Annotated in this window: 26 protein-coding genes, 2 pseudogenes and 1 other annotated feature; of the genes and pseudogenes, 14 read left to right on the forward strand and 14 right to left on the reverse strand. The window is 36.6% G+C overall.

The genetic code is table 11. From position 1 onward, the window contains the following. Positions 1 to 106 precede the first annotated feature (106 nt). On the forward strand, positions 107 to 532 hold the full coding sequence (locus NSQ08_RS22335) for a GNAT family N-acetyltransferase (protein ID WP_340780218.1): 426 nt from the start codon (positions 107 to 109) through the stop codon (positions 530 to 532). A 27-nt stretch (positions 533 to 559) separates the two neighbouring features. Here the strand turns inward: NSQ08_RS22335 and leuS are convergent, their stop codons facing one another. The 10 genes from leuS to NSQ08_RS22385 form a co-directional block, all read right to left on the reverse strand. Next, positions 560 to 2968, reverse strand: coding sequence for a leucine--tRNA ligase (gene leuS / locus NSQ08_RS22340; protein ID WP_340778878.1), 2409 nt, complete (start codon positions 2966 to 2968; stop codon positions 560 to 562). A 65-nt stretch (positions 2969 to 3033) separates the two neighbouring features. Continuing rightward, positions 3034 to 3252: a binding site (T-box leader), on the reverse strand. A 198-nt stretch (positions 3253 to 3450) separates the two neighbouring features. Then, entirely contained in the window at positions 3451 to 4644 is a 1194-nt protein-coding gene (locus NSQ08_RS22345) for an MDR family MFS transporter (RefSeq protein WP_002089089.1), read from the reverse strand. 190 nt (positions 4645 to 4834) lie between these two features. Continuing rightward, the gene (locus tag NSQ08_RS22350) at positions 4835 to 6058 is read right to left on the reverse strand and encodes a cation:proton antiporter (protein ID WP_340778882.1); all 1224 of its coding nucleotides are present in this window, start codon (positions 6056 to 6058) and stop codon (positions 4835 to 4837) included. A 3-nt stretch (positions 6059 to 6061) separates the two neighbouring features. Then, complete coding sequence (locus NSQ08_RS22355) at positions 6062 to 6559, reverse strand: cation:proton antiporter regulatory subunit (RefSeq protein WP_060750062.1); 498 nt, start codon at positions 6557 to 6559, stop codon at positions 6062 to 6064. A gap of 34 nt (positions 6560 to 6593) precedes the next feature. After that, positions 6594 to 7160 (reverse strand): tyrosine-type recombinase/integrase, encoded by a 567-nt coding sequence (locus NSQ08_RS22360; protein WP_002143468.1) that lies wholly within the window; start codon positions 7158 to 7160, stop codon positions 6594 to 6596. A gap of 345 nt (positions 7161 to 7505) precedes the next feature. Then, entirely contained in the window at positions 7506 to 9365 is a 1860-nt protein-coding gene (locus tag NSQ08_RS22365; protein ID WP_340778888.1) for an ABC transporter permease, read from the reverse strand. 17 nt (positions 9366 to 9382) lie between these two features. Further along, complete coding sequence (locus tag NSQ08_RS22370) at positions 9383 to 10144, reverse strand: ABC transporter ATP-binding protein (RefSeq protein WP_002129519.1); 762 nt, start codon at positions 10142 to 10144, stop codon at positions 9383 to 9385. Positions 10145 to 10391: 247 nt separating this feature from the next. Continuing rightward, positions 10392 to 11414, reverse strand: coding sequence for a DUF418 domain-containing protein (locus NSQ08_RS22375; protein WP_340778890.1), 1023 nt, complete (start codon positions 11412 to 11414; stop codon positions 10392 to 10394). A gap of 136 nt (positions 11415 to 11550) precedes the next feature. Next, positions 11551 to 11700, reverse strand: a complete 150-nt coding sequence (locus NSQ08_RS22380) for a hypothetical protein (protein WP_001129345.1) — start codon at positions 11698 to 11700, stop codon at positions 11551 to 11553. A gap of 15 nt (positions 11701 to 11715) precedes the next feature. Next, positions 11716 to 11979, reverse strand: a complete 264-nt coding sequence (locus tag NSQ08_RS22385; protein ID WP_002089099.1) for a YtzC family protein — start codon at positions 11977 to 11979, stop codon at positions 11716 to 11718. Between the two features lie 111 nt (positions 11980 to 12090). On the opposite strand from NSQ08_RS22385, the pseudogene NSQ08_RS22390 reads away from it, so the two are divergent. The 6 genes and pseudogenes from NSQ08_RS22390 (at position 12091) to NSQ08_RS22415 (ending at position 17493) form a co-directional block, all read left to right on the forward strand. Continuing rightward, positions 12091 to 13050: pseudogene (locus NSQ08_RS22390) on the forward strand (TIGR01212 family radical SAM protein). Beyond that, positions 13047 to 13619 (forward strand): class I SAM-dependent methyltransferase, encoded by a 573-nt coding sequence (locus NSQ08_RS22395; protein ID WP_340778892.1) that lies wholly within the window; start codon positions 13047 to 13049, stop codon positions 13617 to 13619. The pseudogene NSQ08_RS22390 and the gene NSQ08_RS22395 overlap by 4 nt, the downstream one beginning before the upstream one ends. A gap of 185 nt (positions 13620 to 13804) precedes the next feature. Beyond that, a complete protein-coding gene (locus NSQ08_RS22400; RefSeq protein ID WP_340778894.1) occupies positions 13805 to 14638 on the forward strand; it encodes an ABC transporter ATP-binding protein in 834 nt (277 codons plus the stop codon). An 18-nt stretch (positions 14639 to 14656) separates the two neighbouring features. Next, positions 14657 to 15337: a hypothetical protein gene (locus NSQ08_RS22405; RefSeq protein WP_002067629.1), complete on the forward strand. Its 681-nt coding sequence runs from the start codon at positions 14657 to 14659 to the stop codon at positions 15335 to 15337. Positions 15338 to 15361: 24 nt separating this feature from the next. Beyond that, complete coding sequence (locus tag NSQ08_RS22410) at positions 15362 to 16036, forward strand: aspartate/glutamate racemase family protein (RefSeq protein WP_340778898.1); 675 nt, start codon at positions 15362 to 15364, stop codon at positions 16034 to 16036. Between the two features lie 155 nt (positions 16037 to 16191). Beyond that, a complete protein-coding gene (locus NSQ08_RS22415) occupies positions 16192 to 17493 on the forward strand; it encodes a PepSY-associated TM helix domain-containing protein (RefSeq protein WP_340778900.1) in 1302 nt (433 codons plus the stop codon). A gap of 153 nt (positions 17494 to 17646) precedes the next feature. On the opposite strand, the gene NSQ08_RS22420 is transcribed toward NSQ08_RS22415, so the two are convergent. Together NSQ08_RS22420 and NSQ08_RS22425 are read right to left on the reverse strand one after the other, a co-directional pair. Then, complete coding sequence (locus NSQ08_RS22420) at positions 17647 to 18711, reverse strand: tetraprenyl-beta-curcumene synthase family protein (RefSeq protein ID WP_113734057.1); 1065 nt, start codon at positions 18709 to 18711, stop codon at positions 17647 to 17649. Between the two features lie 37 nt (positions 18712 to 18748). Then, the gene (locus tag NSQ08_RS22425; RefSeq protein WP_131246881.1) at positions 18749 to 19552 is read right to left on the reverse strand and encodes an alpha/beta hydrolase; all 804 of its coding nucleotides are present in this window, start codon (positions 19550 to 19552) and stop codon (positions 18749 to 18751) included. A gap of 74 nt (positions 19553 to 19626) precedes the next feature. Here NSQ08_RS22425 and NSQ08_RS22430 point away from each other — a divergent pair, with 74 nt between their 5' ends. The 5 genes and pseudogenes from NSQ08_RS22430 (at position 19627) to NSQ08_RS22450 (ending at position 23281) form a co-directional block, all read left to right on the forward strand. Continuing rightward, a complete protein-coding gene (locus NSQ08_RS22430; RefSeq protein WP_088032209.1) occupies positions 19627 to 20139 on the forward strand; it encodes a gamma carbonic anhydrase in 513 nt (170 codons plus the stop codon). A 145-nt stretch (positions 20140 to 20284) separates the two neighbouring features. Next, positions 20285 to 20815 (forward strand): phosphatase PAP2 family protein, encoded by a 531-nt coding sequence (locus NSQ08_RS22435; protein ID WP_002167520.1) that lies wholly within the window; start codon positions 20285 to 20287, stop codon positions 20813 to 20815. A gap of 12 nt (positions 20816 to 20827) precedes the next feature. Beyond that, positions 20828 to 21970, forward strand: a complete 1143-nt coding sequence (locus tag NSQ08_RS22440; protein ID WP_340778910.1) for a glycosyltransferase family 4 protein — start codon at positions 20828 to 20830, stop codon at positions 21968 to 21970. 3 nt (positions 21971 to 21973) lie between these two features. Further along, a pseudogene (locus NSQ08_RS22445) lies at positions 21974 to 22157 on the forward strand (IS200/IS605 family transposase); the annotation flags it as partial. Positions 22158 to 22168: 11 nt separating this feature from the next. Further along, the gene (locus tag NSQ08_RS22450) at positions 22169 to 23281 is read left to right on the forward strand and encodes an RNA-guided endonuclease TnpB family protein (protein ID WP_340778912.1); all 1113 of its coding nucleotides are present in this window, start codon (positions 22169 to 22171) and stop codon (positions 23279 to 23281) included. Between the two features lie 218 nt (positions 23282 to 23499). Here NSQ08_RS22450 and NSQ08_RS22455 read toward each other — a convergent pair whose 3' ends face one another. Together NSQ08_RS22455 and NSQ08_RS22460 are read right to left on the reverse strand one after the other, a co-directional pair. Next, complete coding sequence (locus tag NSQ08_RS22455) at positions 23500 to 24102, reverse strand: molybdenum cofactor guanylyltransferase (RefSeq protein ID WP_002190967.1); 603 nt, start codon at positions 24100 to 24102, stop codon at positions 23500 to 23502. Next, positions 24099 to 24608, reverse strand: a complete 510-nt coding sequence (locus NSQ08_RS22460; RefSeq protein WP_002034407.1) for a MogA/MoaB family molybdenum cofactor biosynthesis protein — start codon at positions 24606 to 24608, stop codon at positions 24099 to 24101. Before NSQ08_RS22460 ends, NSQ08_RS22455 begins: the two co-directional genes overlap by 4 nt. A 237-nt stretch (positions 24609 to 24845) precedes the next feature. Between NSQ08_RS22460 and NSQ08_RS22465 the strand changes: the two genes are divergently transcribed. Both NSQ08_RS22465 and NSQ08_RS22470 read left to right on the forward strand, forming a co-directional pair. Further along, positions 24846 to 25025: a hypothetical protein gene (locus tag NSQ08_RS22465; protein ID WP_002067722.1), complete on the forward strand. Its 180-nt coding sequence runs from the start codon at positions 24846 to 24848 to the stop codon at positions 25023 to 25025. A 6-nt stretch (positions 25026 to 25031) separates the two neighbouring features. Continuing rightward, on the forward strand, positions 25032 to 25214 hold the full coding sequence (locus NSQ08_RS22470) for a hypothetical protein (protein ID WP_002067721.1): 183 nt from the start codon (positions 25032 to 25034) through the stop codon (positions 25212 to 25214). Positions 25215 to 25248: the final 34 nt, after the last annotated feature.

Raw genomic sequence — 25248 nt, forward strand, 5'->3', positions numbered from 1 at the left:
GAATAGGTGTTTGTCTATATGGGAATTCCGCGCTTTTTTATTTGTTCTCCATTCGTGTTAAAAACAATTAACTGATTATTCATTCTAAAAGGAGGGCGTTGTATTGATGATCATAACAAATGCTGAAATAACTGATTTAGATTCAATCGGAGATATAGATATCGACGTGATTGGAAATGATAATAGACGAAATTATATTAAACGTGCTATTGACGAAGGAACCTGCATCATTGCAAAAGAGGACAATTCCATTTCTGGTTTTCTAACATACGATACAAATTTCTTTGGTTATACTTTCCTCTCATTAATCATTGTTTCGCCAACGAAAAGAAGACAAGGTCATGCAAGCTCATTAATCTCATATATGTTAAGACATTCTCCTACTCAAAAAATATTTTCTTCAACGAACAAATCGAATACAAATATACAAAAAGTTTTTAAAGCAAATGGATTTATGCGTAGTGGAATGATCGAAAACTTAGATGAAGGTGATCCTGAGCTTATTTTTCACGCAAAAAAGCTCAGAGCATAAACGCTCTGAGCTTTTATTAATAATTAATTAGTTTGCAACAACGTTAACAAGTTTTCCAGGAACAACAATTACTTTACGAACTGTTTTTCCTTCAATTTGTTCTTTGATTGCCTCAAGTGCAAGTTGTTCCATTTCTTCTTTTGATGCGTCTTTACTCATTGTTAGTTTTGTGCGAACTTTGCCCATAATTTGAACAACGATTTCAACTTCATCTTCTACAAGTTTAGACTCATCAAATGTTGGCCAGCTTGCATATGTGATTGTTTCACTGTATCCAAGTTTGCTCCATAGTTCTTCCCCGATGTGAGGTGCAACTGGTGCAATCATTTTTACGAAACCTTCTACATATTCTTTCGGAAGTGTTTCAGCTTTGTATGCATCGTTGATGAATACCATCATTTGAGAAATCGCTGTGTTGAAGCGAAGCTCTGCATAGTCTTCTGTTACTTTCTTCACTGTTTGGTGGTAAGCTTTTTCAAGATCTTTGTTTGGTGCATCAGTAATTTTCTCACTCAATTCACCATTCTCTTGAATGAATAGGCGCCATACGCGGTCTAGGAAGCGACGAGCTCCGTCAAGACCATTTTCAGACCAAGCGATTGAAGCATCTAATGGTCCCATGAACATTTCGTATAGACGAAGTGTATCTGCACCGTGGCTTGCTACGATATCATCAGGATTTACAACGTTACCTTTTGATTTACTCATTTTCTCGTTGTTTTCACCTAAGATCATACCTTGGTTGAATAATTGTTGGAACGGTTCTTTCGTTGGAACTACACCGATATCATATAATACTTTATGCCAGAAACGAGCATATAGTAAGTGAAGTACAGCGTGCTCTGCTCCACCGATATAAATATCAACTGGAAGCCATTGTTTTACTTTTTCAGGGTCTACAAGTGCTTCGCTGTTGTTTGGATCGATGTAGCGTAGATAGTACCAGCAGCTACCAGCCCATTGTGGCATTGTATTTGTTTCACGACGACCTTTTTTACCAGTTTCAGGATCAACAACATTTACCCACTCTTCAATGTTTGCAAGTGGTGATTCACCTGTACCTGAAGGACGAATATTCTCTGTTTTCGGAAGAACTAATGGTAATTCTTCTTCTTTCACAGCTGTCATTGTACCATCTTCCCAATGGATTACTGGAATTGGCTCACCCCAGTAACGTTGGCGACTAAATAACCAGTCACGTAGACGGTACGTTACTTTTTGATTTCCTGCGCTTGTTACTTCAAGCCACTCAATCATTTTTACAATTGCTTCTTCTTTATTTAAATCATCAAGGAATGCTGAGTTTACGTGCGCACCATCACCTGTATATGCTTCTTTCGAAATGTCTCCGCCTTTTACAACTTCCTTCATTGGAAGATTGAACGTTGATGCAAATTCATAGTCACGCTCATCGTGAGCTGGAACTGCCATTACAGCACCTGTTCCGTAAGTTGCAAGAACATAATCAGCGATCCAGATTGGTAATTTCTCACCGTTTACTGGGTTAACTGCGTAAGCACCAGTAAATACACCAGTTTTTTCTTTCGCAAGTTCTGTACGCTCTAAATCGCTCTTCATTTTAACAGAGTTAATGTAAGCTTCTACAGCTTCTTTTTGTTCTGGTATTGTAATGTTAGCAACAAGTGCATGCTCTGGAGCCAGTACACAGTAGCTTGCTCCAAATAGTGTATCAGGACGCGTTGTGAAAACTGTGAACTTCTCATCTGTACCGTCGATGTTGAAGTGTACTTCTGCACCTTCAGAACGGCCGATCCAGTTACGTTGCATGTCTTTTAAGCTTTCTGGCCAATTAAGCTCATCTAGATCTTCTAATAGACGATCTCCGTAAGCTGTAATTTTTAACATCCACTGTCTCATCGGACGACGCTCAACTGGATGTCCACCGCGCTCACTCTTACCGTCAATGATTTCTTCGTTTGCAAGTACTGTACCAAGTGCTGGGCACCAGTTTACAGGTACTTCATCAACGTAAGCTAAACCTTTTTCAAATAGTTTTAGGAAGATCCATTGTGTCCACTTGTAGTAGGTTGGATCTGTTGTATTTACTTCACGATCCCAATCGTAAGAGAAGCCTAATGCTTTAATTTGATTACGGAACGTATTAATATTAAGCTCTGTAAATTCAGCCGGGCTGTTCCCAGTATCAAGTGCATATTGCTCTGCTGGAAGACCGAATGCATCCCATCCCATTGGATGAAGAACGTTATATCCTTGCATACGCTTCATACGAGATAAAATATCTGTCGCTGTATAACCTTCTGGGTGACCTACGTGTAAGCCTGCACCTGATGGATATGGGAACATATCTAGTGCATAAAATTTTGGTTTTTCTGTTTCATCTGGCGTACGGAATGTTTTATTCTCTTCCCAATGCCCTTGCCACTTCTTCTCAATTTCTTGATGATTAAAGCTCATGAGATACCCTCCTTGAAATTCTATTTATTTTCACCGCCCAAAATACAAAAAACCTCTCATCCCTAGAAAGGGACGAGAGGTTATAGATTCCCGCGGTACCACCCTAAATTAATGTAATAAATACATTCGCTTAGATCCGTAACGTGGATTAACGGCAATTGCTACTAATGATTTCACAACTGCAACTCAAAGGCGAGTTCATAACGAAACGTGGATTGACTTGCACCGACCGTCAACTCTCTAAACCAGCTTCTATTACTACTACTCCTTCTCACTGTTATTACAAATATGAGTTAATGTGAACTACCCACCACTTAGTATCTCTTAAGAGCTTACTTGAAGCGAGGGCTTCTCGGTTAATCGTTACTCTTGCTAACTAACGAATTTGTCTTAGGACAGCCGAGCTAACTCCCTTGTTCCAAAGGATATTTTATTACTATTTATTTAAATATATTCTAAAACATGTTGCATGTTCCGTCAAACTAAACTGCAATTTTTTCTTCAACTGTTTCTTCTACTTTTACTCGTCTATCATAAATACTCGTTGCTATAAGCGCTACTACAAGCATTACCATGATCGCAATAAACAATACTTCCATATTGTATAAGTCAACAATCGCTCCGCCAACGACCGGTCCGAACATTTTCCCTACAGTCGCTGCGCTATTTACAACACCTTGATAAAATCCTAGCTTATCTTTCGGTGCAAGTATATTTGCGATGGTCGGAACTGCCGGCCATACGAATAATTCACCAATTGTTAATGTCACCATCGCAACGAGAAACATCGTAAATTGCTGCGCTTGGCTTAAAACAATAAACGACGCCGCAAAAATGACGATTCCAATCATAATTTGTTGTTTTAAAGAACGCTTCATCCAGCGAATTAACATACTAACAAGTGGCTGCGCACAAACAATCATCGCTCCGTTTATCGTCCATAATAAACTATAATGGCGGAGGCTAATATCTAATTCTCGCATATGAGTCGCAATTGCCCCTTGCCACTGTACGTATGTAACCCAGCATAAAGCATATGCTACACATACGATTAGAAGCGCTTTGAAGCCAGGTGTAAGTGACCAACCTTTTTTCGTTTCGGCTTCTTTTTGTACCTCTTGCTCTTTTTTTGCTTCCATACCACGAAATCCAATAAACGCAATTAAGAAGAAAATAAAATATAAAATAAAGTTCGCTAAGAAAATATAATCAAAACGATAAGACGCAACTAATCCACCGCACGCTGTTCCAATCGCAATCCCAACGTTTTGTCCAACATACATTGCATTGAACGCTCGTCTCCCGCCTTCTGGCCAAACCGTACCGACCATCGCATACATCGATGGAAACACCATTCCAGAACCGAATCCGATTAATGCTAGCCACACAACATATAATGGCCAACCATGGAAAAATACAAGACCTAAAATCGATACAAGTGTAATGACAATCCCTACTAAAATTGATTTATAACCGCCCCATTTATCAAATAAAACACCGCCGAGCAAGTTTCCGATTACACCAGTAAGCGAGTTGATCATTAATACCATTCCGGCTACTGATAAAGATTTCCCTAAACTATCATGTAAGTAAATTGTATTAAAAGGCCATAAAAAAGAAGCACCCGTGACATTAATAATCATCCCAGCTACTAATAGCCATACTTTCCTTGGCATAGTCTCCCCTCCTATTCTCTTTTTTTCGTTCATATATATAACAGTAAAATTGTAGTCGTTTTTAAATAGGAAGGCAACTGATTAATAGTTGATGAAATTCAGATAATAGCACAAAGACGATTAGAATGTATTCTAATCGTCTTTGTAAAATATTAATCTATAAATAATGGAATCGTTCCCTCGCGAAAAGTTATCCAACTTCCTTTTTACGTTTTGCACTTTCTTTCGCACTCCATTTAAATATTTTGTCTAGTAGAGAGTATATTCTCCCAGACTCCTTCGTTAATAATGGCCCTAACGACGCCAATATTAAAACATATAAAGCTGAGAATGGTTTAATCGTTGCCATTAAGCCACCCGCTATTCCGAGATTCGCGACAATAATGGAGAATTCCCCACGTGATATAAGTGTTAAACCGATATTCGTAGAAGCCTTATGGGATAACCCGGCTTTACGCCCTGCAATCATTCCAGCTGTAAAATTACCGATGAGAGTAATGAAAACTGCTCCTAATGCCAACCATACTGCTCCTCCAAGCGAAAACGGATCTATACTTAAACCGAAGCTGAAGAAAAATATAGCTCCAAAGAAATCACGAAACGGGACGACGAGATGCTCGATCCGGTCACTATGCTCTGTTTCTGAAAAGACGAGTCCTAACAATAAAGCCCCAATCGCTTCCGCAACATGAATTGTTTCTGAAAATCCTGCTACAAAGAATAAAATAGCGAATATTACGATAATAAAAATTTCGTTTGACGAAATATCTAATGCTTTATTTAGGAACGGCGTAGCTTTTCTAGCGATTACAAAGAATAGTAGCATATATCCTACTGCGATTAGTACGGATGTAAGAGCACCTACAAATGATGTTGCACCTCCGAGTACTAATCCTGAAACAACTGATAAATATACAGCTAAAAAGATATCATCAAACATAATGATTCCTAAAATTAGCTCTGTCTCTTTATTACCAGATCTTCTTAAATCAACGATTACTTTCGCTACAATTGCACTCGATGAGATTGTAATAATTCCAGCAATAATTAATGTTTCTAATAAGGGGAATCCCATAACATATCCATAAAGTAAACCTAATATGAAATTAAGCGATATATGAACACTACCCCCAAAAGCAATCGACTTTCCTGATTTAATTAATTTTTTTATTGAGAATTCTAAGCCTAAATAGAATAGGAGGAATATGACGCCTACACGGCCGAGGAAGGAAATAACTTCTCCGCTTTCAATAAACCTTAAATCGATAAGTCCTAAATCTGGGGCATGAGGCCCCACTAACATACCGAGTATAATGAGAAACGGAATAATCGAGAACTTTAACTTCGCAGCGAGGATAGCTGCAAAAGCTACTAATACTAACGCAGTTCCAACTTCCAAAATTAAAGTATCCATCGATTAGGAATCACCTCCTGCCGAAAGTAATTCCTTAATGATTCTTTTCACTTCATGTCTTTCGCCCGATAATACGAGCATATCGCCAGCTTCAATGATAGAATCTGGGCCTGGATTAAAGAACTTCTTCATATTCTTTTTCAAAATAGCAATAATCGTTACGTTATACGTTTTTCTGACATGTAAGCTACCAATTGTTTGTTGTACTACTGGTGCATTATTCTCCACCTTAAACCATTCAATTGATAATCCTTCAAAAGCCATCTCAATTGTGTCTAGCGCTTGCGGCCTATATACCATTCCGCCTAATATAGCCGCAATTTGTCTCGCTTCAGAATCACGAAGAGAAATGCTTGAAATACTCTCATCGTGATCCGCATCAAAATGATACATTTCTCTTCGGCCATCATCATGAATAACGATAACCATTTTTTCATTACCTTTTGTTATCACTTCGAATTTACATCCAATGCCCGGTAGTTCACTCTCTCTAATATTCATATTTTCCGCCTCCTAAAGTTTTTAGTTACGGCTTTTACAAATCTACATCAATCTCTGTTTTAAACTTCTCATCTTTTGAGATTCCTAAATACTTGAGCGTCTCTGATGGAGTTGCGTGATGAAAATGCTTTTGCAATAGCGCAATCGCTATTCCTCTTTTGTACGCATGAAATCCAAATGTTTTTCGCATTGAATTCGTTCCAATCTTTCCAACAATCCCAACCGCTTCAGCTGCGCTATGGATAACACGATATGCTTGTTGGCGTGAGATTGAATTTGTCGTTTTATTAGATTGAAATACGTAGTTTTCTCTTTGAGCATCAATAGATTGTACGTAATCTAAAAGGGCTTCTTTTACTTTTGTATTTAAATAAATATCTTGTTTAAATTTTTCATCTTTCACAGGAAGAGAATAAAACTCTTTAACAGTCTTATCTTCATTTAATACCTCTTCAAATTTCATACTAAGTAGCTCAGTGATCTTTAATCCAGTGTTAATTCCAATAACAAATAAAAGATAATCTCGCTGCGAGTGCTCTTTTAAATACTTTTTCATAGCCTCAATTTGGCTTATATCTTTTAATGCCTCTACAACTTCCATACATGTATCTCCTCATCTTATGAACGGTAATTTTCTCATTATCCTGTCCATTTTACCTTATCATGCTATGAGATTTCCATGTATTATCCATTATTTTCACAATATACTCTTACGACAATTTTTCATTTGGAAATTTATGATTGTACAAATACGGTGTGGGTAGAAAAAATAGGGGGAGTACAAGTTCAGCTTCTTTCTACAGATCGGATTCCTCCTTTCATTTTTCGGTTGCTGATACTTTCATATTATGTTACTTATTTACATTATATTATATATTTCAGTAACATTAAAGTGTTTTTTCTGAAAATATAAAAAGCCGAGCACTTTCACTCGGCTTTTTACCTATTAATCTTCTTTTGGAAGAACAATTCCTTTATACAATTGAACTGTAATGAAGTAATAAATCGCATAAATAACTACGAAAATTACGATTGGTACCCAAATACGGAAGTAAGGATCCATTAAAATAAATCCGAAAATATTCATACCAACTAATACGTGAGCGATCCCCACAATTGCTGGGAATAAGAATACTAAGAATAATTCTTTATAAATCGATTTCGTTAATAACTCACGGCGCACACCGATTTTGCGAAGCATTTGATAACGCGTAATATCTTTTGATGCACCAGAAAGAATTTTAAACATTAAACAACTTGCCATCATTGCTAAGAACGCAATTCCAAGGAAGAATCCCATAAATACTGTTCCACTCGCAATGCCGTAGAATCCATTGTAAGATTGATATTTACTATCTAATCTTTCAGCTTTTACATTTTTATATTTAACTAGCTGCAACTCGTCAAGTTTTTTCCATTCTTTTGTGTATGCTACAAAATCGTCTGTTTTTCCAGTAACTACGATTCCTTCTTTACCATTTACAGTATCGTACATTTTCTGATCTACAATTTTAATTGCATGATCTTCATATAGATAAAATGGCTGAATTGTTCTGAAAGCCTCGTTCCATTCTTCTGGAAGTTCTTTAGCACTCGCATCTTTTTCATTCATTTCTCTAGAAACTGCACCTACTGGCAGTTCCTCTGAAACTTTCTTTGTTTTTCCTAAATCCTTCATACTTTCCATCTGTTTTGTATCTTGTACGAAAGGAGGGTTTTTCTCTAAATCTTCTTTTACATAATAAACGTATTTATTATCAACTTTGTAACGATATTCATTTTTCTCTTTAAATGTAATACCATCTAAAATTTTCTTTTCTTCAGCTGTTGGGTTATGAATAACTGAATCATATATTACTAAACCATCAACCATTTTTATAACGTTATTTTTAAACGCCATACCACCTGAAATTGCACCCGCTCCAAGAGCAACTAACATCGCTACCGTTGCAAGTACTTTCGTTAAGCTATTAATACGGAAATTTAATTGTGCAAACGTAAAAGCATTAAGTCCTTTTTCACTACGTTTTTTATTGCTCTTTAACTTTTTAATAATAACTGGGAGAAGTGATCCAAATAGCATGTAAGTACCAGCTGTTGTTGTAATTAATGCAATAAGGATTCCCATTTCTCTTAGTTTTTCCATGTAAATCATTGATGCATAGCCAATTCCTAATAAAATAACAGCAAGGATTGCAACGACACCTGTCATTTTACCTTTTACTGCAACACGCTCTGTTTGTGCATCTGCATGTACAAGTTGCAGTACTGAAATACGTGATAACTTAATACTGTTCATAATTGCTGATAATACAAATAACGCAAAGAAGAAAATGCAAGTAACAGTCATAGATGGTAGATAAAATGCCTTATAGCCTTCACCAGCAAATTCTAATTGTTTCATTAATAACTGTCCGATACCTTCTGCAAGTCCTACACCAACTGTAAGTCCAATCGCAAGAGACGCAGCACCTAATACAATCGTTTCAATAAACATAAGTAATGTAACTTTATGCTTTTTTGCACCTAACATCATGTACATACCAAACTCTTTTTGACGAAGAGATAATAAGAAAGAGTTTGCATATAAAATGTAGAAGAACGTTATAATTGCTAATAAAAATGAACCTGCTTGGAATACGAAACCAATAGACTTAATAACAGAATTGGATTCGATAAACGCTTTATTCAGCGCTAACGTTTGGAACATATAAAAAATTGAAATCGACATGACAAGACCAACAAGTAAGACAATATAATCTTTCAGCTTACTCTTTAGCCCTGACATGGAAAGTTTAAATAACATGCCCTAGACCTCCCTTCTTACGCTTTTTGTGTGCCTAAGTCCGCAAGCACATCTAAAATTTCTTTATAAAATTCTTCACGCGTACCACCGCGGTGAATTTCTTTATATAGCTCACCATCTTGAATGAATAAAATACGCTGACAGTAACTTGCACTATATGGATCATGCGTAACCATCATAATAGATACGCCTTGTTCTTCATTTAAGTTTGTCATCGCATCAAGTAAACTTGCTGCATTTTTCGAATCAAGAGCTCCTGTTGGCTCGTCTCCTAAAATAATTGCCGGTTCATGCACTAGTGCACGTGCTGCTGCTGAACGTTGTTTCTGTCCACCGGATACTTCAGTTGGATACTTTTGAAGAATTTCTGTAATCCCTAACATATCCGCTACTTTCTCTACTTTCGGTCCAATATTACGTGATGAAACACCTTGAAGTGAAAGTGGAAGTGCAATGTTCTCATAAATAGATAAGTTCTCTAATAAGTTGAAGTCTTGGAAAATGAATCCTAACTTTTGCGAACGGAAATCAGAAAGCTCACCTTGCTTCATTTTCGTAATGTCCGTACCCGCAATTTCAACAACGCCACCCGTTGCTTTATCAAGCGTTGAAATTACATTTAATAATGTCGTTTTACCAGAACCAGATGGTCCCATAATACCAACAAATTCACCCTCTTGAATTGAGAATGATACACCTTTTAACGCATGTGATTGATTCTCACCTTTTTTACCGTACACTTTTTGAACGTTTTTCACGTCTACAACTGGTTTCGTCATATATATCCTCCTACGCTTGTTTTTCCATTACCTATTTTGCGCCTTTTGGAGGTGAACTGCTATTTATTAACATTACAATTACCTTACACTTTTGTAATATAAAAAAGGTGAGTGTGTAAGCTTAGCTTTTATCCTTTTAAAACAAATTCATTTTCTTCATTAGTAGATAAAATTTCATTAGCGATTTACCGCAAAAAGCTGACAAAAAAATAGACTGTTCCACAAGCGGAACAGCCCATTTCTGTCTTTATTTCTTTAAAGGCGTTACCGTCCAATACGTAATAACACGCCAAATCCATTCTAATGGACCCATTTTAAAGATTTTCATCCAAATCACACTGAAAATAATTTGAATTGCATAAATTGCGATACACACATATAGCGTCTGCATGTACGTTAAGTTTCCTGCAAAATTAAATACACTGCCTGCAATTAAAATCATTGCAGTTTGTCCAATATAATTTGTTAAAGCCATACGACCATAATATTTCAGTGGCGCTAACAAAGTTTGAACTGGTTTTAACTGAAGTAATAAAATTAATGCTCCTACATAGAAAGCTGAAATAATTGGTCCAACTGTAACACCAATTTTTAAAAACTGACCTGCAGCATCCATTGTTCCATCCTCAGTCATAAGTATCATATTTACAAATGGATTAGCAGGAACGTGCCCATATTGATACCATAAAGCTATCACACTTAAAACAAACATAACTCCTGTAAAAATAGCGACTTGCTTTATTTTCGCTGAAAGATTTTCAAATACTTTGTACTGTCCTGCAGCAAGACCTAATAAAATTAAACCTAATGGTAATAATTCCTTAGCTGCCATAATACTAAAAGCTATCGTAAGAATAAGACCGACTACCAAATTTATCTGCTTCTTCACTTTATAAAATGGTAAAGTGACTAATCCACAAATTGCGTATAACGCTAGTGCTTCTCCAGGCTGAAACATTTGATGAATCAAACCAAAAATAAATAATGCAACTAAGCGGCGTAGAAATAGAACATATCCATTCTTCCCTTTCGCAATCGCTCTTGTAATGAAGATATAGAATCCTACTCCAAATAAGAATGAAAAGATTGAGAAGAAACGACCTTCTACAAATAAGTATAGAAACCTTTGATAACTTGCATCCACTGTACTAGGATCTGGAACTTTAATATTCAGTAGTGCAAGAATATTTACTAAAATAATCCCCAGTAATGCGAAGCCACGAATGTAATCTAACTCATCAATTCGTTTGTTTGTAATATTGTTCCCCATAATACAACTCCTTGTCCAAAATTAAATCCTCCCTTACTCTACTGGAAAAGTAAGCTTACAACTATCGACAAACCTTACAGAAATCTTACATTATTGTCATATAGCAAAATAAAACCAGGTCATATTGCGACCTGGTTTACTCTGATTGCTTTGATCTTTGAGGTTGTCCCTTTTTACTATTACGCTGTTTCACTTGAACAACTGGATCAAGTTCATTTGAAAACTCAGCGTTATGTCCATTTTGCGTTTTTTGCTCTGGATTATTTTGATCTGAACGTTTCGCCATTACATTCACTCCTTATTAGTGCGGTGTAATAATCATTTGATGTTGCAATTGGCGAATTGCCATACGTGCTCTATTTAATTGCTCACGTTGCTCATCATTCGCATGTTGTTGCATCGTTTGTAAATCATTATATGCTTGTTCTAATTGCAACTGAGCATCCGAATACTCCATCGTATTGTAATGCTCCTGTCTCATGCCTTGGTCTAATTGTTCTTTCGCATATTCCACCGCTTGTTCTGCCTGTGTAATATACTCTTCAAGTGATTGACGCTCTGCCATAATTGTCCCTCCTTGCTTCAATTCCCCTTTAGTGTGTCCCTTCCATATGAACCTTATGAGTATGTTATAATGGATTTTGTTTCATTTTGACTCGTCTTAGGAGGGAAAATAATGAAGGTTCAAAACCCTTTTCCATATACAAATGACAATAAACGTTATCATACATGGAATTACCACTTACGAAATGAATTTGGTGAAAAAATCTTTAAAGTTTCATTAGATGCTGGCTTCGATTGCCCGAACCGTGACGGTACAGTTGCTTACGGCGGCTGCACGTTTTGTAGTGCTGCTGGATCTGGTGACTTCGCTGGTGATCGCCGCGATGATGTTATAACGCAATATCATGAAATGAAAGAAAAAATGCGCTCAAAGTGGAAAGACGGAAAATGTATCGCTTATTTCCAGGCGTACACAAATACACATGCACCACTTGAAGTGTTAAAAGAAAAATTCGAACCGCTTCTAGCAGAAAAAGACGTTGTCGGTCTTTCTATCGCAACTCGTCCAGATTGTTTACCAGACGATGTCGTTGAATATTTAGCGGACTTAAATAAACGTACGTACCTTTGGGTTGAACTCGGACTACAAACTGTTCATGAACGCACTGCAAATCTTATTAACCGTGCTCACGATTATCCATCTTATGTGGAAGGCGTAAATAAATTACGCAAACATGGCATTAGAGTTTGATCTCATATTATTAACGGTCTTCCACTTGAAGATTACGACATGATGATGGAAACAACTCGTGAAGTAGCGAAGCTTGACGTACAAGGAATTAAAATTCATTTACTTCATTTATTAAAAGGAACGCCAATGGTGAAGCAATATGAAAAAGGACAACTCGAGTTCCTTTCTCTTGAAGATTACGTAAGTCTCGTTGTTGACCAACTTGAAATTATTCCAGAAGATGTAATTGTGCACCGCATCACAGGTGACGGTCCGCCTGATTTAATGATTGGCCCAATGTGGAGCTTAAATAAATGGGAAGTATTAAATTCCATCGATGCAGAATTTGTACGCCGCGGAAGCTGGCAAGGAAAATATGCAAATGAGGAGAAACAAAAATGAAATTAGAACGTGTATTACCGTTTGCTCGCTCGCTGCTGCAAACGGCTGTTAAAGAAGGCGATTACGCTGTAGATGCAACGCTTGGCAATGGACATGACACTTGCTTCCTAGCTGAAATCATTGGAGATAACGGAAAAGTATTTGGATTTGATATTCAAAAAGAAGCAATCGAAAGCTCTACTATCCGCCTAAAAGAAAAAGAACTTTTCGAACGCACTGTTTTAGTTCACGACAGTCACGACACACTCTTATCCGTATTACCAGAAGATGCAAAAGGAAAAGTAACAGGCGCAATTTTCAACTTAGGTTACCTTCCAGGCGGTGACAAGCATATCGTCACAAAACCGAACTCAACTCTCTCGGCTATCGAACAATTACTAGGCGTAATGGCACCAGAGGGTATCATCGTCCTTGTTATTTATCACGGTCATCCAGAAGGACAAGTAGAACGCGACGCTGTTCTCAAATTTGCAGAAGAATTAGATCAAAAACAAGCTCACGTTTTGCGATACGGCTTCATTAACCAGCAAAATAACCCGCCATTTATTGTGGCGATTGAGAAACGATAAAGTGAAACTTTAATCAGTGAGGTTTACTGTCCGGCAAATAGCGGGATAATTATATCAACGATTTTTCAGATATATCGATTGTTCGACAAAACATAACAAAAAAAGACGTGCACTCATTGCACGTCTTTTTCTTATTCTCCTATATAATGGATGTATACAATATTTGAAGAAAGAAGGATAGAACTTTGCTAGTAGAACTAAAGGGAATTCAAAAGAAATATGGCAAATCACTTATACTAGACAACATCGATTTATCCATTCCAGAGGGAGAAGCACTCGCTATTATTGGTGGGAACGGGACTGGAAAAAGTACTTTACTCAAAATAATTGCAGGCTTTATTCCACCTACGGCAGGGACACTTCAAAGAAAAGAACATATACAAATCGGTTATGTCCCTGAACATTTTCCTGAAGGAATTCGTTTTACATTAGAGGATTATTTATATCATCTCGGCCACATTCACGGTTTATCAACAAAATATTTAAAAAATAAAATTCCGATGCTCCTTGAATCTTTTCATCTACATCATGCAAAGCATTACGTTGTACGAAACTTTTCAAAAGGTATGAAACAAAAAACAGGCATTATGCAAGCATTACTTACGGACGTCCATTTATTAATTCTAGATGAACCTCTTTCTGGGCTCGACCCTAACTCTCAGCAAGAATTAGAGCATATTTTACTCTCATTAAAACAACAAGGCATATCTATACTCTTCACATGTCACGAAAAACAACTACTAGAAAACTTCGCCGATAGAATTGTGACATTAGCAAATCATACAATTGCGGAAGATACCTCTGTGCAAAACTCAACAGAACAGGTCTATATTGAGGCAATTGTTCACGAAACATTTTCAGTTATAGAACTACAAAAGCAATCAGGATTTATACAAGTTACACACAATTCAAATCAAAACCTCATTCAATTACAAATCGAAAAGGAATATACAAACGAAATGCTTCAGTTTTTATTACATAAAAAAGCATCTATCACACTGCTACAGCCTAATTTTTAAATCGAAAGAAGGTTTATTATGTTTGCGCTTATTCGTTACCATTTTCTCGACTACACAAAATCGTATAAGTACATTCCTCCTATTGCGATGTACTGCATAAGCTTACTTTTTGTATATACATATAAACCAACTCCCATTGTACCGACATACTTAGAAACAGCACTCGCACTTTATTTATTATCTGCCTGGATTACAGTCACAATTTTTCATACTGAAGATCCTGTACAAGAACAAATCACTATTTCACATACAAATAATATTTCGGCATTATACGTTGGTAAATATATTACGGCTCTTCTTATTTGTACTGTTTTATCTTTTATATCCGTAATCTATCCAATTATTTTGCAAATGTTTAATGAAAAAATGACAGCTTCTTTATTTCTAGTCGGATTTCTCGCTCACATGTCTTTATCTATACTAGGAATTTCAATCGCAACATTATTTACTAGAAATATTATTCAGAAAGCAAGCACCGCTTGGCTTAGTCTTACATTTATATTACTTATGACGATTGCCTCAATCCGGTTAAAAAAAGAGTTACTATGGTTTTTACCACCTGTCGAAAGCTTTATAATGCTTGGACAATACAAATATAATATACTTACTCATACTCTATGGCTTACAGCTTGGGCTATCGTATATTCATTTTTATTACTTACTTTATTTCTTTTTCTCGTTCGCAGAAAACGTTTTTAATTACATATTAAAGGGGACTAAACAATGATTGGAATACTAGCAGGAATGGGTCCAAAATCAACCGGACCATTCGTCGATACAGTTGTAGCAGAGTGCCAAACAATATATGGAGCAAAGCATGATATAGACTTTCCTCATATGATGATTTATTCGTGCCCAACACCGTTTTATATGGATCGCCCTATTGATCATGTGGCGATGAAAAAAGCGATTATTGAAGGAGCGCAAAAACTTGAAAGTACTGGTGTAGATTTCATCGCAATGCCATGTAATACAGCGCATCTTTATTTCGAGGAATTACAACGTTCTATTACCATTCCTATTTTGAATATAGTCGATGAGACGTTAAAAGCAATTCCTGAAAATACAAAAAGAGTCGCTCTTCTTGCAACAGAAGCGACTGTTCAAGCAAGTATTTACCAAGATGGAATTACAAAACGTGATATAGAGTACATTCATAATGAACAATGGCAAGAAATGATTAATCAAATTATTACTTGTATTAAAGGCGGAGAAATTGAGGAAGCTCGTAAATTATGGAGTCTGCTCGTTTTACAGTTAAAAGACGAAGTAGATACCGCTATTATCGCATGTACCGATTTGAATGCGGTGGTGAGTGAGGACTTTGTTGATTCCGCTCAATGTCTTGCGAAAGCAGTTGTTAGGATCTATGCATCAAATATAAAAAAGTCTTCATAAACATAGAACACATCCTTTTTAAAATGTGTTTTATGTTTGATAAAAACAACCAAAACTTTTAACTTTTTTCACAATTCTTTCAAAGTAATCACACTTAATCTCGCTATATTAAATAAGTAGTTTATTCATATAGGGAAGGTTAGGGGAACTGAAGTATGAAACAAAATCGTTCGCTTCATTATATTTTTTGGAGGTGGCATTTTTACGCCGGTCTTTTTATTACGCCGCTTCTTATTACATTGTCACTGAGCGGAATTGGGTATTTATTTCGGGAAGAGGTTGAAGATTTCATCTATAAAGATTTATATTTTGGGAAGAGCGCCCAAACAGAGTCTATTTCGATGGCTGATTCGCTTTTCTTAACAGAGAAAAAATATCCACATTATAGTGTGGCGAAAATTAGTGAGTTTAATGGGGATTATAATACGAGGCTTACTATTGCAAATGAATATACTGGGCAACAAAAATATGTGTATTTAGATAGCAATAATCAAATTGTTGGAGATCAAAATGCAAGTGAAACGTTTGCCAATATAATGAGGGAATTACATAGTTCTCTTTTAGTTGGTGGTACTGTCGTTAACTACATTGTAGAGCTTGCGGCATGCTGGGCAATCTTTTTAATTTTTACTGGGTTGTATATGAGTATACGCCAGTTCAAAAACACACCAGCATCCAATAAGCGAGAAAAAGCAAAACGACGTCATTCTATTATCGGTATTATATTTACAATTCCACTCGTTTTGTTAGTCGCATCTGGATTGCCGTGGTCAGGATTTATGGGTAACCAAATTTATAAAATCGCATCGTCGAATGAATCGATTGGATATCCAAAGTTGTATATGGTACCGCCTGAATCAAAGGTAAAAGAATTGCCGTGGGCAACAAGAAAAGAAGCTCCTCCTGAATCGAATTCAAATGAGCCAAAAGCAATTTCTGTCGATGAATTACAAAAAGGAATTGAAATAAAGAAGCCATATGTTATCTCACTACCGGCTGATCCGAAAGGTGTATTCACCGTTTCGAAATCAAGCGGTTCCGGTATTACGGGTATGCATGTCGCACCAAATGAAGAAATAACAGCTTATTTTGATCAATATAGCGGAGAACTTATTTCGAAAACGGACTATCGTGATTATGGATTATTTGCACAATGGTTTACTTACGGTATCCCACTTCACGAAGGACATTTATTCGGATGGCCAAATAAAATATTATGCTTACTAACGACGTTATCTTTATTACTTCTTATTTATTACGGAGTAAAAATGTGGTTAGCGAGAAAACCGAAAGGAAAATTAGCAGCACCTCCTAAGCAAAGAGATAAGAAAAGTACATTCGTTTTCTTTATCATGATGGTTATACTAGGCGCTGTCATGCCTTTATTCGGACTATCTGTTTTAGTTATTCTCGCGATTGAACTTCTCATATATGTATTTTTAAAAATACGCTCATAGTAAAAAGGGACAGTCCAAAAAATCTAATTTTGGACTGTCCCTTTTTCATTATGGAGCAAAATTGCAACAGCACATGAAATTATATCGACTTAACTACAAAATACGACAATAGGAAAAGACCATCCCAAAATACCTTTTGAGATGGTCTCTTCATCACTGCGCCATTTTCTTTCGGTACATCTTCCCGTTCCAGTAGAAGAATCGTGAAGTGAGCCCTCCGTATTTTACAATGCGCCGTGCCATTTTGTGCATATTCTTTTGCGCTGATACTTTTTGATCTGATAAATAAATACCAAGTAATCCTCGGCTTATGAGACGATGAAACTTTGCATGAGGCAAATCACCAATGCTCTTCTCTGCTTCTTCTACAAAATGTTTCATACGATCTAATATAGCTTGCTCGTTTTCATAATAACTACAGAAATTCAAATCTCCGCCGATACGGTCTTCTTCTTGATCGATGAAATAATCAAGTAAAATGTGAAGTCCTTGTACGTATGGAAAATACCCTTGTCTAATTTTCACAATATCTTCATCATGTAATTCATCATGAAATGCATATGCGACAAGACAGAAAATTCCAAGCGTCGAACCCGCACATGCTGAAAATTCAAACCAACTCATCGGTGGTAAATTTTCTTTATGCGCTTCAAACCATGTTTTTAAGCGTGGTTCTCTTTCTTCTAACTTCACGTGTTTATGAATTTGCAAATCACAATAATAACAAGCAAGTTCATGAAGAATTGGAGCGATTTTATCATAATGCTTCGTTTTCTTTAAAACATCCTGACATGTTTCAACAAGCTCATCTAAATAACCACCATCATCTTGATCATCACGATAACGATAATAGTTACCGCCCCCTTCAACTTCAGGGCTTAATGCCATTACCATCGACTCATGAAGAGCCGCAAAGTCTTTCGGGTCAAGTGATGTACTACGATCACATAAATTATCTAAATAGTCGCTAATCGTTTGATAAGCTACGATAAAACGAATACATTCCTCTCGGTGTTCATTTGCTAGTAGCGCTAAAATGCCACCGCCCTCGCAATGAAACGTTTTATTCTCAATACTTGCGATTGCCTGACTATGAAGCTCGTCATTCGGAATATGGTAGGCACGCTCTTTCCACATCGCTAGCTCATGGTGTACTACCGGAAACACATCACGGTATACTTTCGCCATGAGCGTTATGGGATTACTCGGTACGTTCACTTCTTCCTTCATCTCCTCTATTCAATGTACAAATAATTTACTTATTTGTTTCTATTATGTTATTGATGCGTATTTCAGTAAATGACTGAATATAATTCAAAATTTCATCACGCTCATACTCATTTAATAACTCGTGATAACAATTCGGCCATTCTTTAAAAGCCTTATCACTCATTTTAACATTATCAAACCACATGCGGACACGTGTTTTATCTACAAGTTTATCCTCACACGCCTGCATTAGCAAGAGCGGAACATCTGGAAAATCATCTATTTTTTTATGAGCAATTTCGATAGACTTAATCAATTCACTATACCAACGTACTGATACTTTGCGCAAGAACAATGAATCATTCTCCATCGCGTCCCGAACTTCATGATTACGAGTGGACATTTCCACTGTAAGATTCGTTGCAAATTGCAATTTTGGAGCAACGACATTTAATATTTTTGAGGCAGCTCGAAGCGGAGCAGAAGGTCCAGTTAATACACCTAAACATGGTGAACTTAAAATAATACCATCTACATCTTCTCTCTTCGTTTCTTGCATCATACGAATGACAATAAGACCACCCATACTATGACCAAATATAAAAATAGGTAATCGATACTTCCTTGCCTCTTTCACCCATAATTTAACTTCCTCTATGTATTCATCAAATGAATCAATATGTCCTCTATTTCTCGAAGTCGTTCCATGTGATGGAAGGTCTCCCATCACAACGTGGTAGCCGATATGATTCCACATTTCCGCTATAGCTTCGTAACGTCCGTGATATTCCATTGCGCCGTGCACGATAACGACTACAGCTTTCGCTTCCTCTGCTTCATAATTCCACATACGGACCTCCTCCATTTCACTCTTTCTCATAATTTGATACACTAAAACTAGTCTCTAGGAAAGGAAGGCTTTACATGATATACCCTTACAAAGAAAAAAATCCGAAAATTGCGAGTAGTGCTTTTATCGCTGACTATGTTACCATTACAGGCGATGTTTCCATTGGTGAGGAATCAAGTATTTGGTTTAATACAGTCATACGCGGCGATGTGTCACCAACAATCATTGGAGACCGAGTAAATGTACAAGACCAATGTACACTTCATCAAAGCCCGCAGTACCCTCTTATTTTAGAAAACGATGTTACAGTTGGGCATCAAGTTATTTTACATAGCTGTCATATTAAAAACGATGCTTTAATTGGAATGGGATCTATTATATTAGATGGTGCTGAAATTGGTGAAGGAGCCTTTATCGGTGCTGGTAGTCTCGTTTCACAAGGAAAGAAAATCCCTCCTAATACGTTAGCTTTCGGTCGCCCTGCGAAGGTCATTCGCGAATTAACAGAAGAAGACCGTAAAGATATGGAACGTATCCGCACACAATACGTTGAAAAAGGACAATATTATAAATCGTTACAAAAGTGATTTTATCGCTGCCATAAGACTGGCAGCTTTTTTTATGAAAAAATCTAACTTTTTCTTTACAAAACCTTATTATCCCCTCAATAAAATCTTATTAAAATAGAAGTTAATAACTCCATATATATGTAAATGAGGGAGGAAAAATCTCATGAAGGTCAGTGGACTATATAAAATAGAATGTTACATCTTCAAAGGAATTAATCGCTACTTTGATCAAAAAACATTAAACATCTTTTTCAGCAATATTACCCATATCGGTGGTGCAAGTTTTTCCATTGCACTTACCCTATTCTTTTTAATTTTCGCAACAGGGAATTTGCATCAAGCTGCAATTGCAACTGCTATTTCTTTAACAATTAGCCATATTCCTGTGCAAATATTAAAAAGATGGTATCCACGAAAACGTCCTTATTTAACAATTCAAGATGCGAAATATCCAGTACAGCCTTTAAAAGATCATTCTTTTCCATCCGGACATACAACGGCTGTTTTCTCTGTCCTCATTCCATTTATTTGCTATAATCCAAACTTGCTTGCTTTTCTATTACCGTTAGCATTATGCGTCGGTATTTCCCGTATTTATTTAGGGCTTCATTATCCGTCAGATGTATTTGTAGGCATGTGCCTTGGCACTTGCTCTGGCATCATCTCTTTTTATCAACTCATTCCACTCATGTAAAGGAGCGATATGATGAGAGTCGCCATATTTACCGATACATTTACACCACAAGTCAACGGTGTGGCGAAAACTTTGGAACGTTTAACTAAATATTTTCAAAAAGAAAATATCGCCTATTCTGTTTTCGCCCCTCAGCATACGGCGGAAGATAATTTCGTAGCGAATGTGAACAAAATGAGAAGTATCCCGTTAACAATATTATATCCAGAATGTCGCTTTGCCTTTCCTACTCCGCGCATTAAGCGGGAACTTCTTGCCTTTAAACCTGATATCATTCACATCGCTACGCCTTTCAATATGGGACTTTGTGGGTTATATTATGCCAAAAAGTTGAATATCCCAGTTGTCGGTTCTTATCATACTGATTTTGACGCCTATTTACGCTATTACAAAATCGAATTTCTCTCCAATATACTATGGAACTATTTAAGCTGGTTTCATAGTCATATGCAAAAAAACTTTGTTCCTTCTCCTGAAACATTACATCAATTAAAGAAAAAAGGATTTCAACAGCTCTATATTTGGGGACGTGGTGTAGATTGTACTCTCTTTCATCCAACTTACAATAAAGACCTATTCCGAAAAAAATATAATATTACAGCGAAATATATTCTTTCCTACGTCGGGCGCCTTGCTCCTGAAAAAGATATCGATACTCTTCAAACACTTATTCAAACGACAAACAAAGAACGTGACGATATTCATTGGCTCATCGCTGGAGACGGGCCTCTAGCAACAAATTTACGTGAAGCTGTTCCGAAAACAAATGTCACTTTTACTGGATATTTACAAGCCACAGATTTAGCTGAAGCATATGCTTCTTCTCATATGATGGTATTTCCATCAGCTACTGAAACGTTCGGAAATGTCGTACTTGAATCATTTGCATGCGGTACACCTGTCATTGGTGCAAATAGTGGCGGGGTTAAAAATATTATTACAGATGGAAAAACAGGAATTCTTTGTCCACCAAAAGATACAGATTCCTTTCTATTCTCCATCAATTCTTTATTGCAAAATGAAGATCAACTTATGCAAATGGGTATAGCGGCTTCGTCTTATGCCCAATCAAAAAGCTGGGATGGAATCTTTCGTGGCTTACTTGACCAATATGAAACAGTCCTTCAGCACACCGCATCAGAATTACTCGCTTAAAAAGAAATGACAAAATTTATTAATGCTTATAAAAGTGCAAGTTCTCAACTAATCAAGAAAGACTTTCCACAAGTGAAAAAAACTTTAGAAAGAAATGTTTTGGTCAAGAAGTTTTTGCTTACTAACTACTGGTAGTTCGCCAATAGACGTAGTAAAGAAACATATTGAAAATCAAGGTAAAAAGTGAGGTGAAATGATATGACAAAGCAGAATAAAGCATATAAATTCCGGTTGTATCCAACAGAAGAACAAGCAAATCTTATACGTAAAACCTTCGGTTGTGTACGTTTCGTGTACAATAGAATGTTAGCTGAGCGAAAAGAAGCGTACGAAAAATACAAAGATGATAAGGAACAACTAAAGAAACAAAAGCCTCCAACCCCTGCGAAATATAAAGCAGAATTTGAGTGGTTAAAAGAAGTTGATTCATTAGCTTTGGCAAATGCTCAACTACACTTGCAAACTGCATATAAGAATTTCTTTAGTGGTCAAAATAACTTCCCAACATTCAAAAGTAAAAAGGACAGAAAGTCTTATACAACGAATGTAGTAAACGGTAATATTCTGTTGCTTAATGGTCATATCAAATTGCCAAAACTGAAAATGGTACGTATCAAAAAACATAGAGAGATACCACAAGATTATATGATCAAGTCTTGTACGATTTCTATGACACCTACTGGTAAATACTATGTGTCAATCTTGACTGAATACGAAAAAGAGATTGTACAAAAAGAAGTAGAAACAGTTGTTGGATTAGACTTTGCAATGGATGGATTATACGTCAGTTCTGAGGATGAGAAAGCCAATTATCCTAAGTTCTATCGTAACATGTTAGACCGATTAACAAAGGCTCAACGAGTATTATCAAGACGCAATAAAGGTTCTGAACGTTGGAATAAACAACGTATTCGTGTAGCTACGTTACATGAGAAAGTAGCTAACCAACGTAAGAATTTTCTTCATCATGAGTCTAAAAAGTTAGCTGCCAATTTTGATGTTGTAGCTATTGAAGATCTAAACATGAAAGGAATATCGCAAGCACTTCATTTTGGAAAAAGTGTCGCTGATAATGGGTGGGGTATGTTCACTTCTTTCTTAACTTATAAACTAAACGAACAAGGAAAACAACTTGTGAAAATAGACAAATGGTTTCCAGCAACAAAAACATGTAGTAGCTGTGGAAATGTGAAAAGTCTGACATTGTCTGAACGAATCTATTCTTGTATATGCGGTGTAAATCTCGATAGAGATTATAACTCAGCCATCAATATCAAAAATGAAGCAATACGTCTTTTAGCGTCAGCATAAATTGTAATAAAATAACCTTTGGAACAAGGGAGTTAGCTCGGCTGTCTTAGGACGAATTCGTTAGCTATCAGAAGTAATGATTAACCGAGAAGCCCTCACTTCAAACACTCCTTTAGGACGTTAAGTGGCGGGTAGTTCACGAAATCCCCTTAAAATCAACTTACTCACATACCTTTATACAGCAAGTGTTCTCCAATTTCTGTATACCAAAAAACCTTTCATTCATTTGAAAGGTCTTTTTGAGCCTGCACATATTCTTCTTTCGTATTCACATTTATAAACCAATCTACATTCGCTTGTACATCTTCACCAGCAATATATTTCACATTACATTGTGATAAAAGCTGGCCCATACTTCTTTTTTCTTCTTGAAGCAAAGCATAAATCTTTTCTTTCACGCGGTTATTATACGCTGCAAGTAACGGTTGTTTTCTTCCATTAATAATAGGGACAACAGCATCATATTCATCGCTCGTTTGCTCTAATAAAATGGTAATCCATTCATTTGAAACGTTCGGTGCATCACAAGGCATGATAATATACCAATCTGAATCTATGTATTCCATTCCTGACACTATTCCAGCAAGTGGCCCATTTCCTTTATAGTGCGACATATCTTCTATAACTGGAACTTGTACTAATTGCTCTACTCTCTCTTTTATATCAGTATGACTAATGACTACAATTTCTTGCACAGCGCTTTCCATTACTTTCACAATATGCTCAATAAAAGTACTTTCTTTCCAGCCCACTAACGCTTTCGGCTCACCGAATCGGCTCGACATACCTCCTGCTAATACAATTCCAGCACACTTACTCATTGACGATGCAGCTCAAATGTAATATGACCTAATTCCGGTAAAATTAACTTGTTCATCGCAAGACGAACCGCTCCGCTAGACCCTGGCATCGAAAAGACAACTTTACGCCCGATTGTACCACCGATTGCTCTACTTAACATCGCACTACTTCCGATATCTTCTAAGTAACTTATCATACGGAACAACTCACCAAATCCAACAATTTCTTTATCTAATAACACTGAAACTGCCTCAATCGTTACATCACGTTTCGTAATACCAGTTCCGCCATTCGTTAACACGACATCAACATCTTCCCTATGATAACCAGCTAACACAGCCTGCTGGATACTTTCTTTATCATCTTTCACAATTTCATAAGAGGTCACTTTATGTCCTGCCTCTTTTAATAATTCATGTAATAGTTGTCCGCTCTTATCCGTCTCTTCCGTACGTGTATCGGAAATCGTCACGATTTTGCAGCGCACTTCTTTTGGAGCTTGTTTTTTATGTTCAGTTACACTCATTTTTCATCTTTCCTTTCCTAAAGACTTTTCTTCATTTTATCATACATATCTTTACACAATTATGTATGATAAAATGATGCACCGTGATACAATATAAGTATATACGACCACAAAAAGGAAAATATACTTTCTTATACGCCTGGACTACACACCATTAGCTACTCTTTAAATCCCCTTATATTTTCTACATAGTAGATTTCATTTTAAATTACAAAATAATTTGGAGGTTCACTCACTATGGAACTATACAAAAAATTAACAACAACATTCATCCTCTTATTTGTTGCTTCCATCACTGTCGGTTTTTCTCTAAAAGGAGCAATTCCATACGCTACATTAGTGAGTATTATATTCGCAACGCTATTTTTACTGAGCAGTGCTTTTTGCGCAGGAAAAGCACGCCAACTGAAAGGGTGACCGTCTATGTTCCGTAAGAAACCAATCCTTTGTAAATCATGTGAAAAGGAAATACAAACGTATGAAAAAGCGTGGATTCATATGCCATTTCCGGCAAGTGGTATGACAAATATGAAGAAGTATATTGAGCTAGACGGGGAAGTTTATTGTAGTTCTTGCATTCAAGTAGTAAATAAAGTGAAACTTTAATCAGTGGGGATTTTGTTCTTCCCCACTGATTATT

The sequence above is a fragment of the Bacillus sp. FSL E2-8887 genome (assembly GCF_038007205.1).
Lineage (GTDB): Bacteria > Bacillota > Bacilli > Bacillales > Bacillaceae_G > Bacillus_A > Bacillus_A mycoides.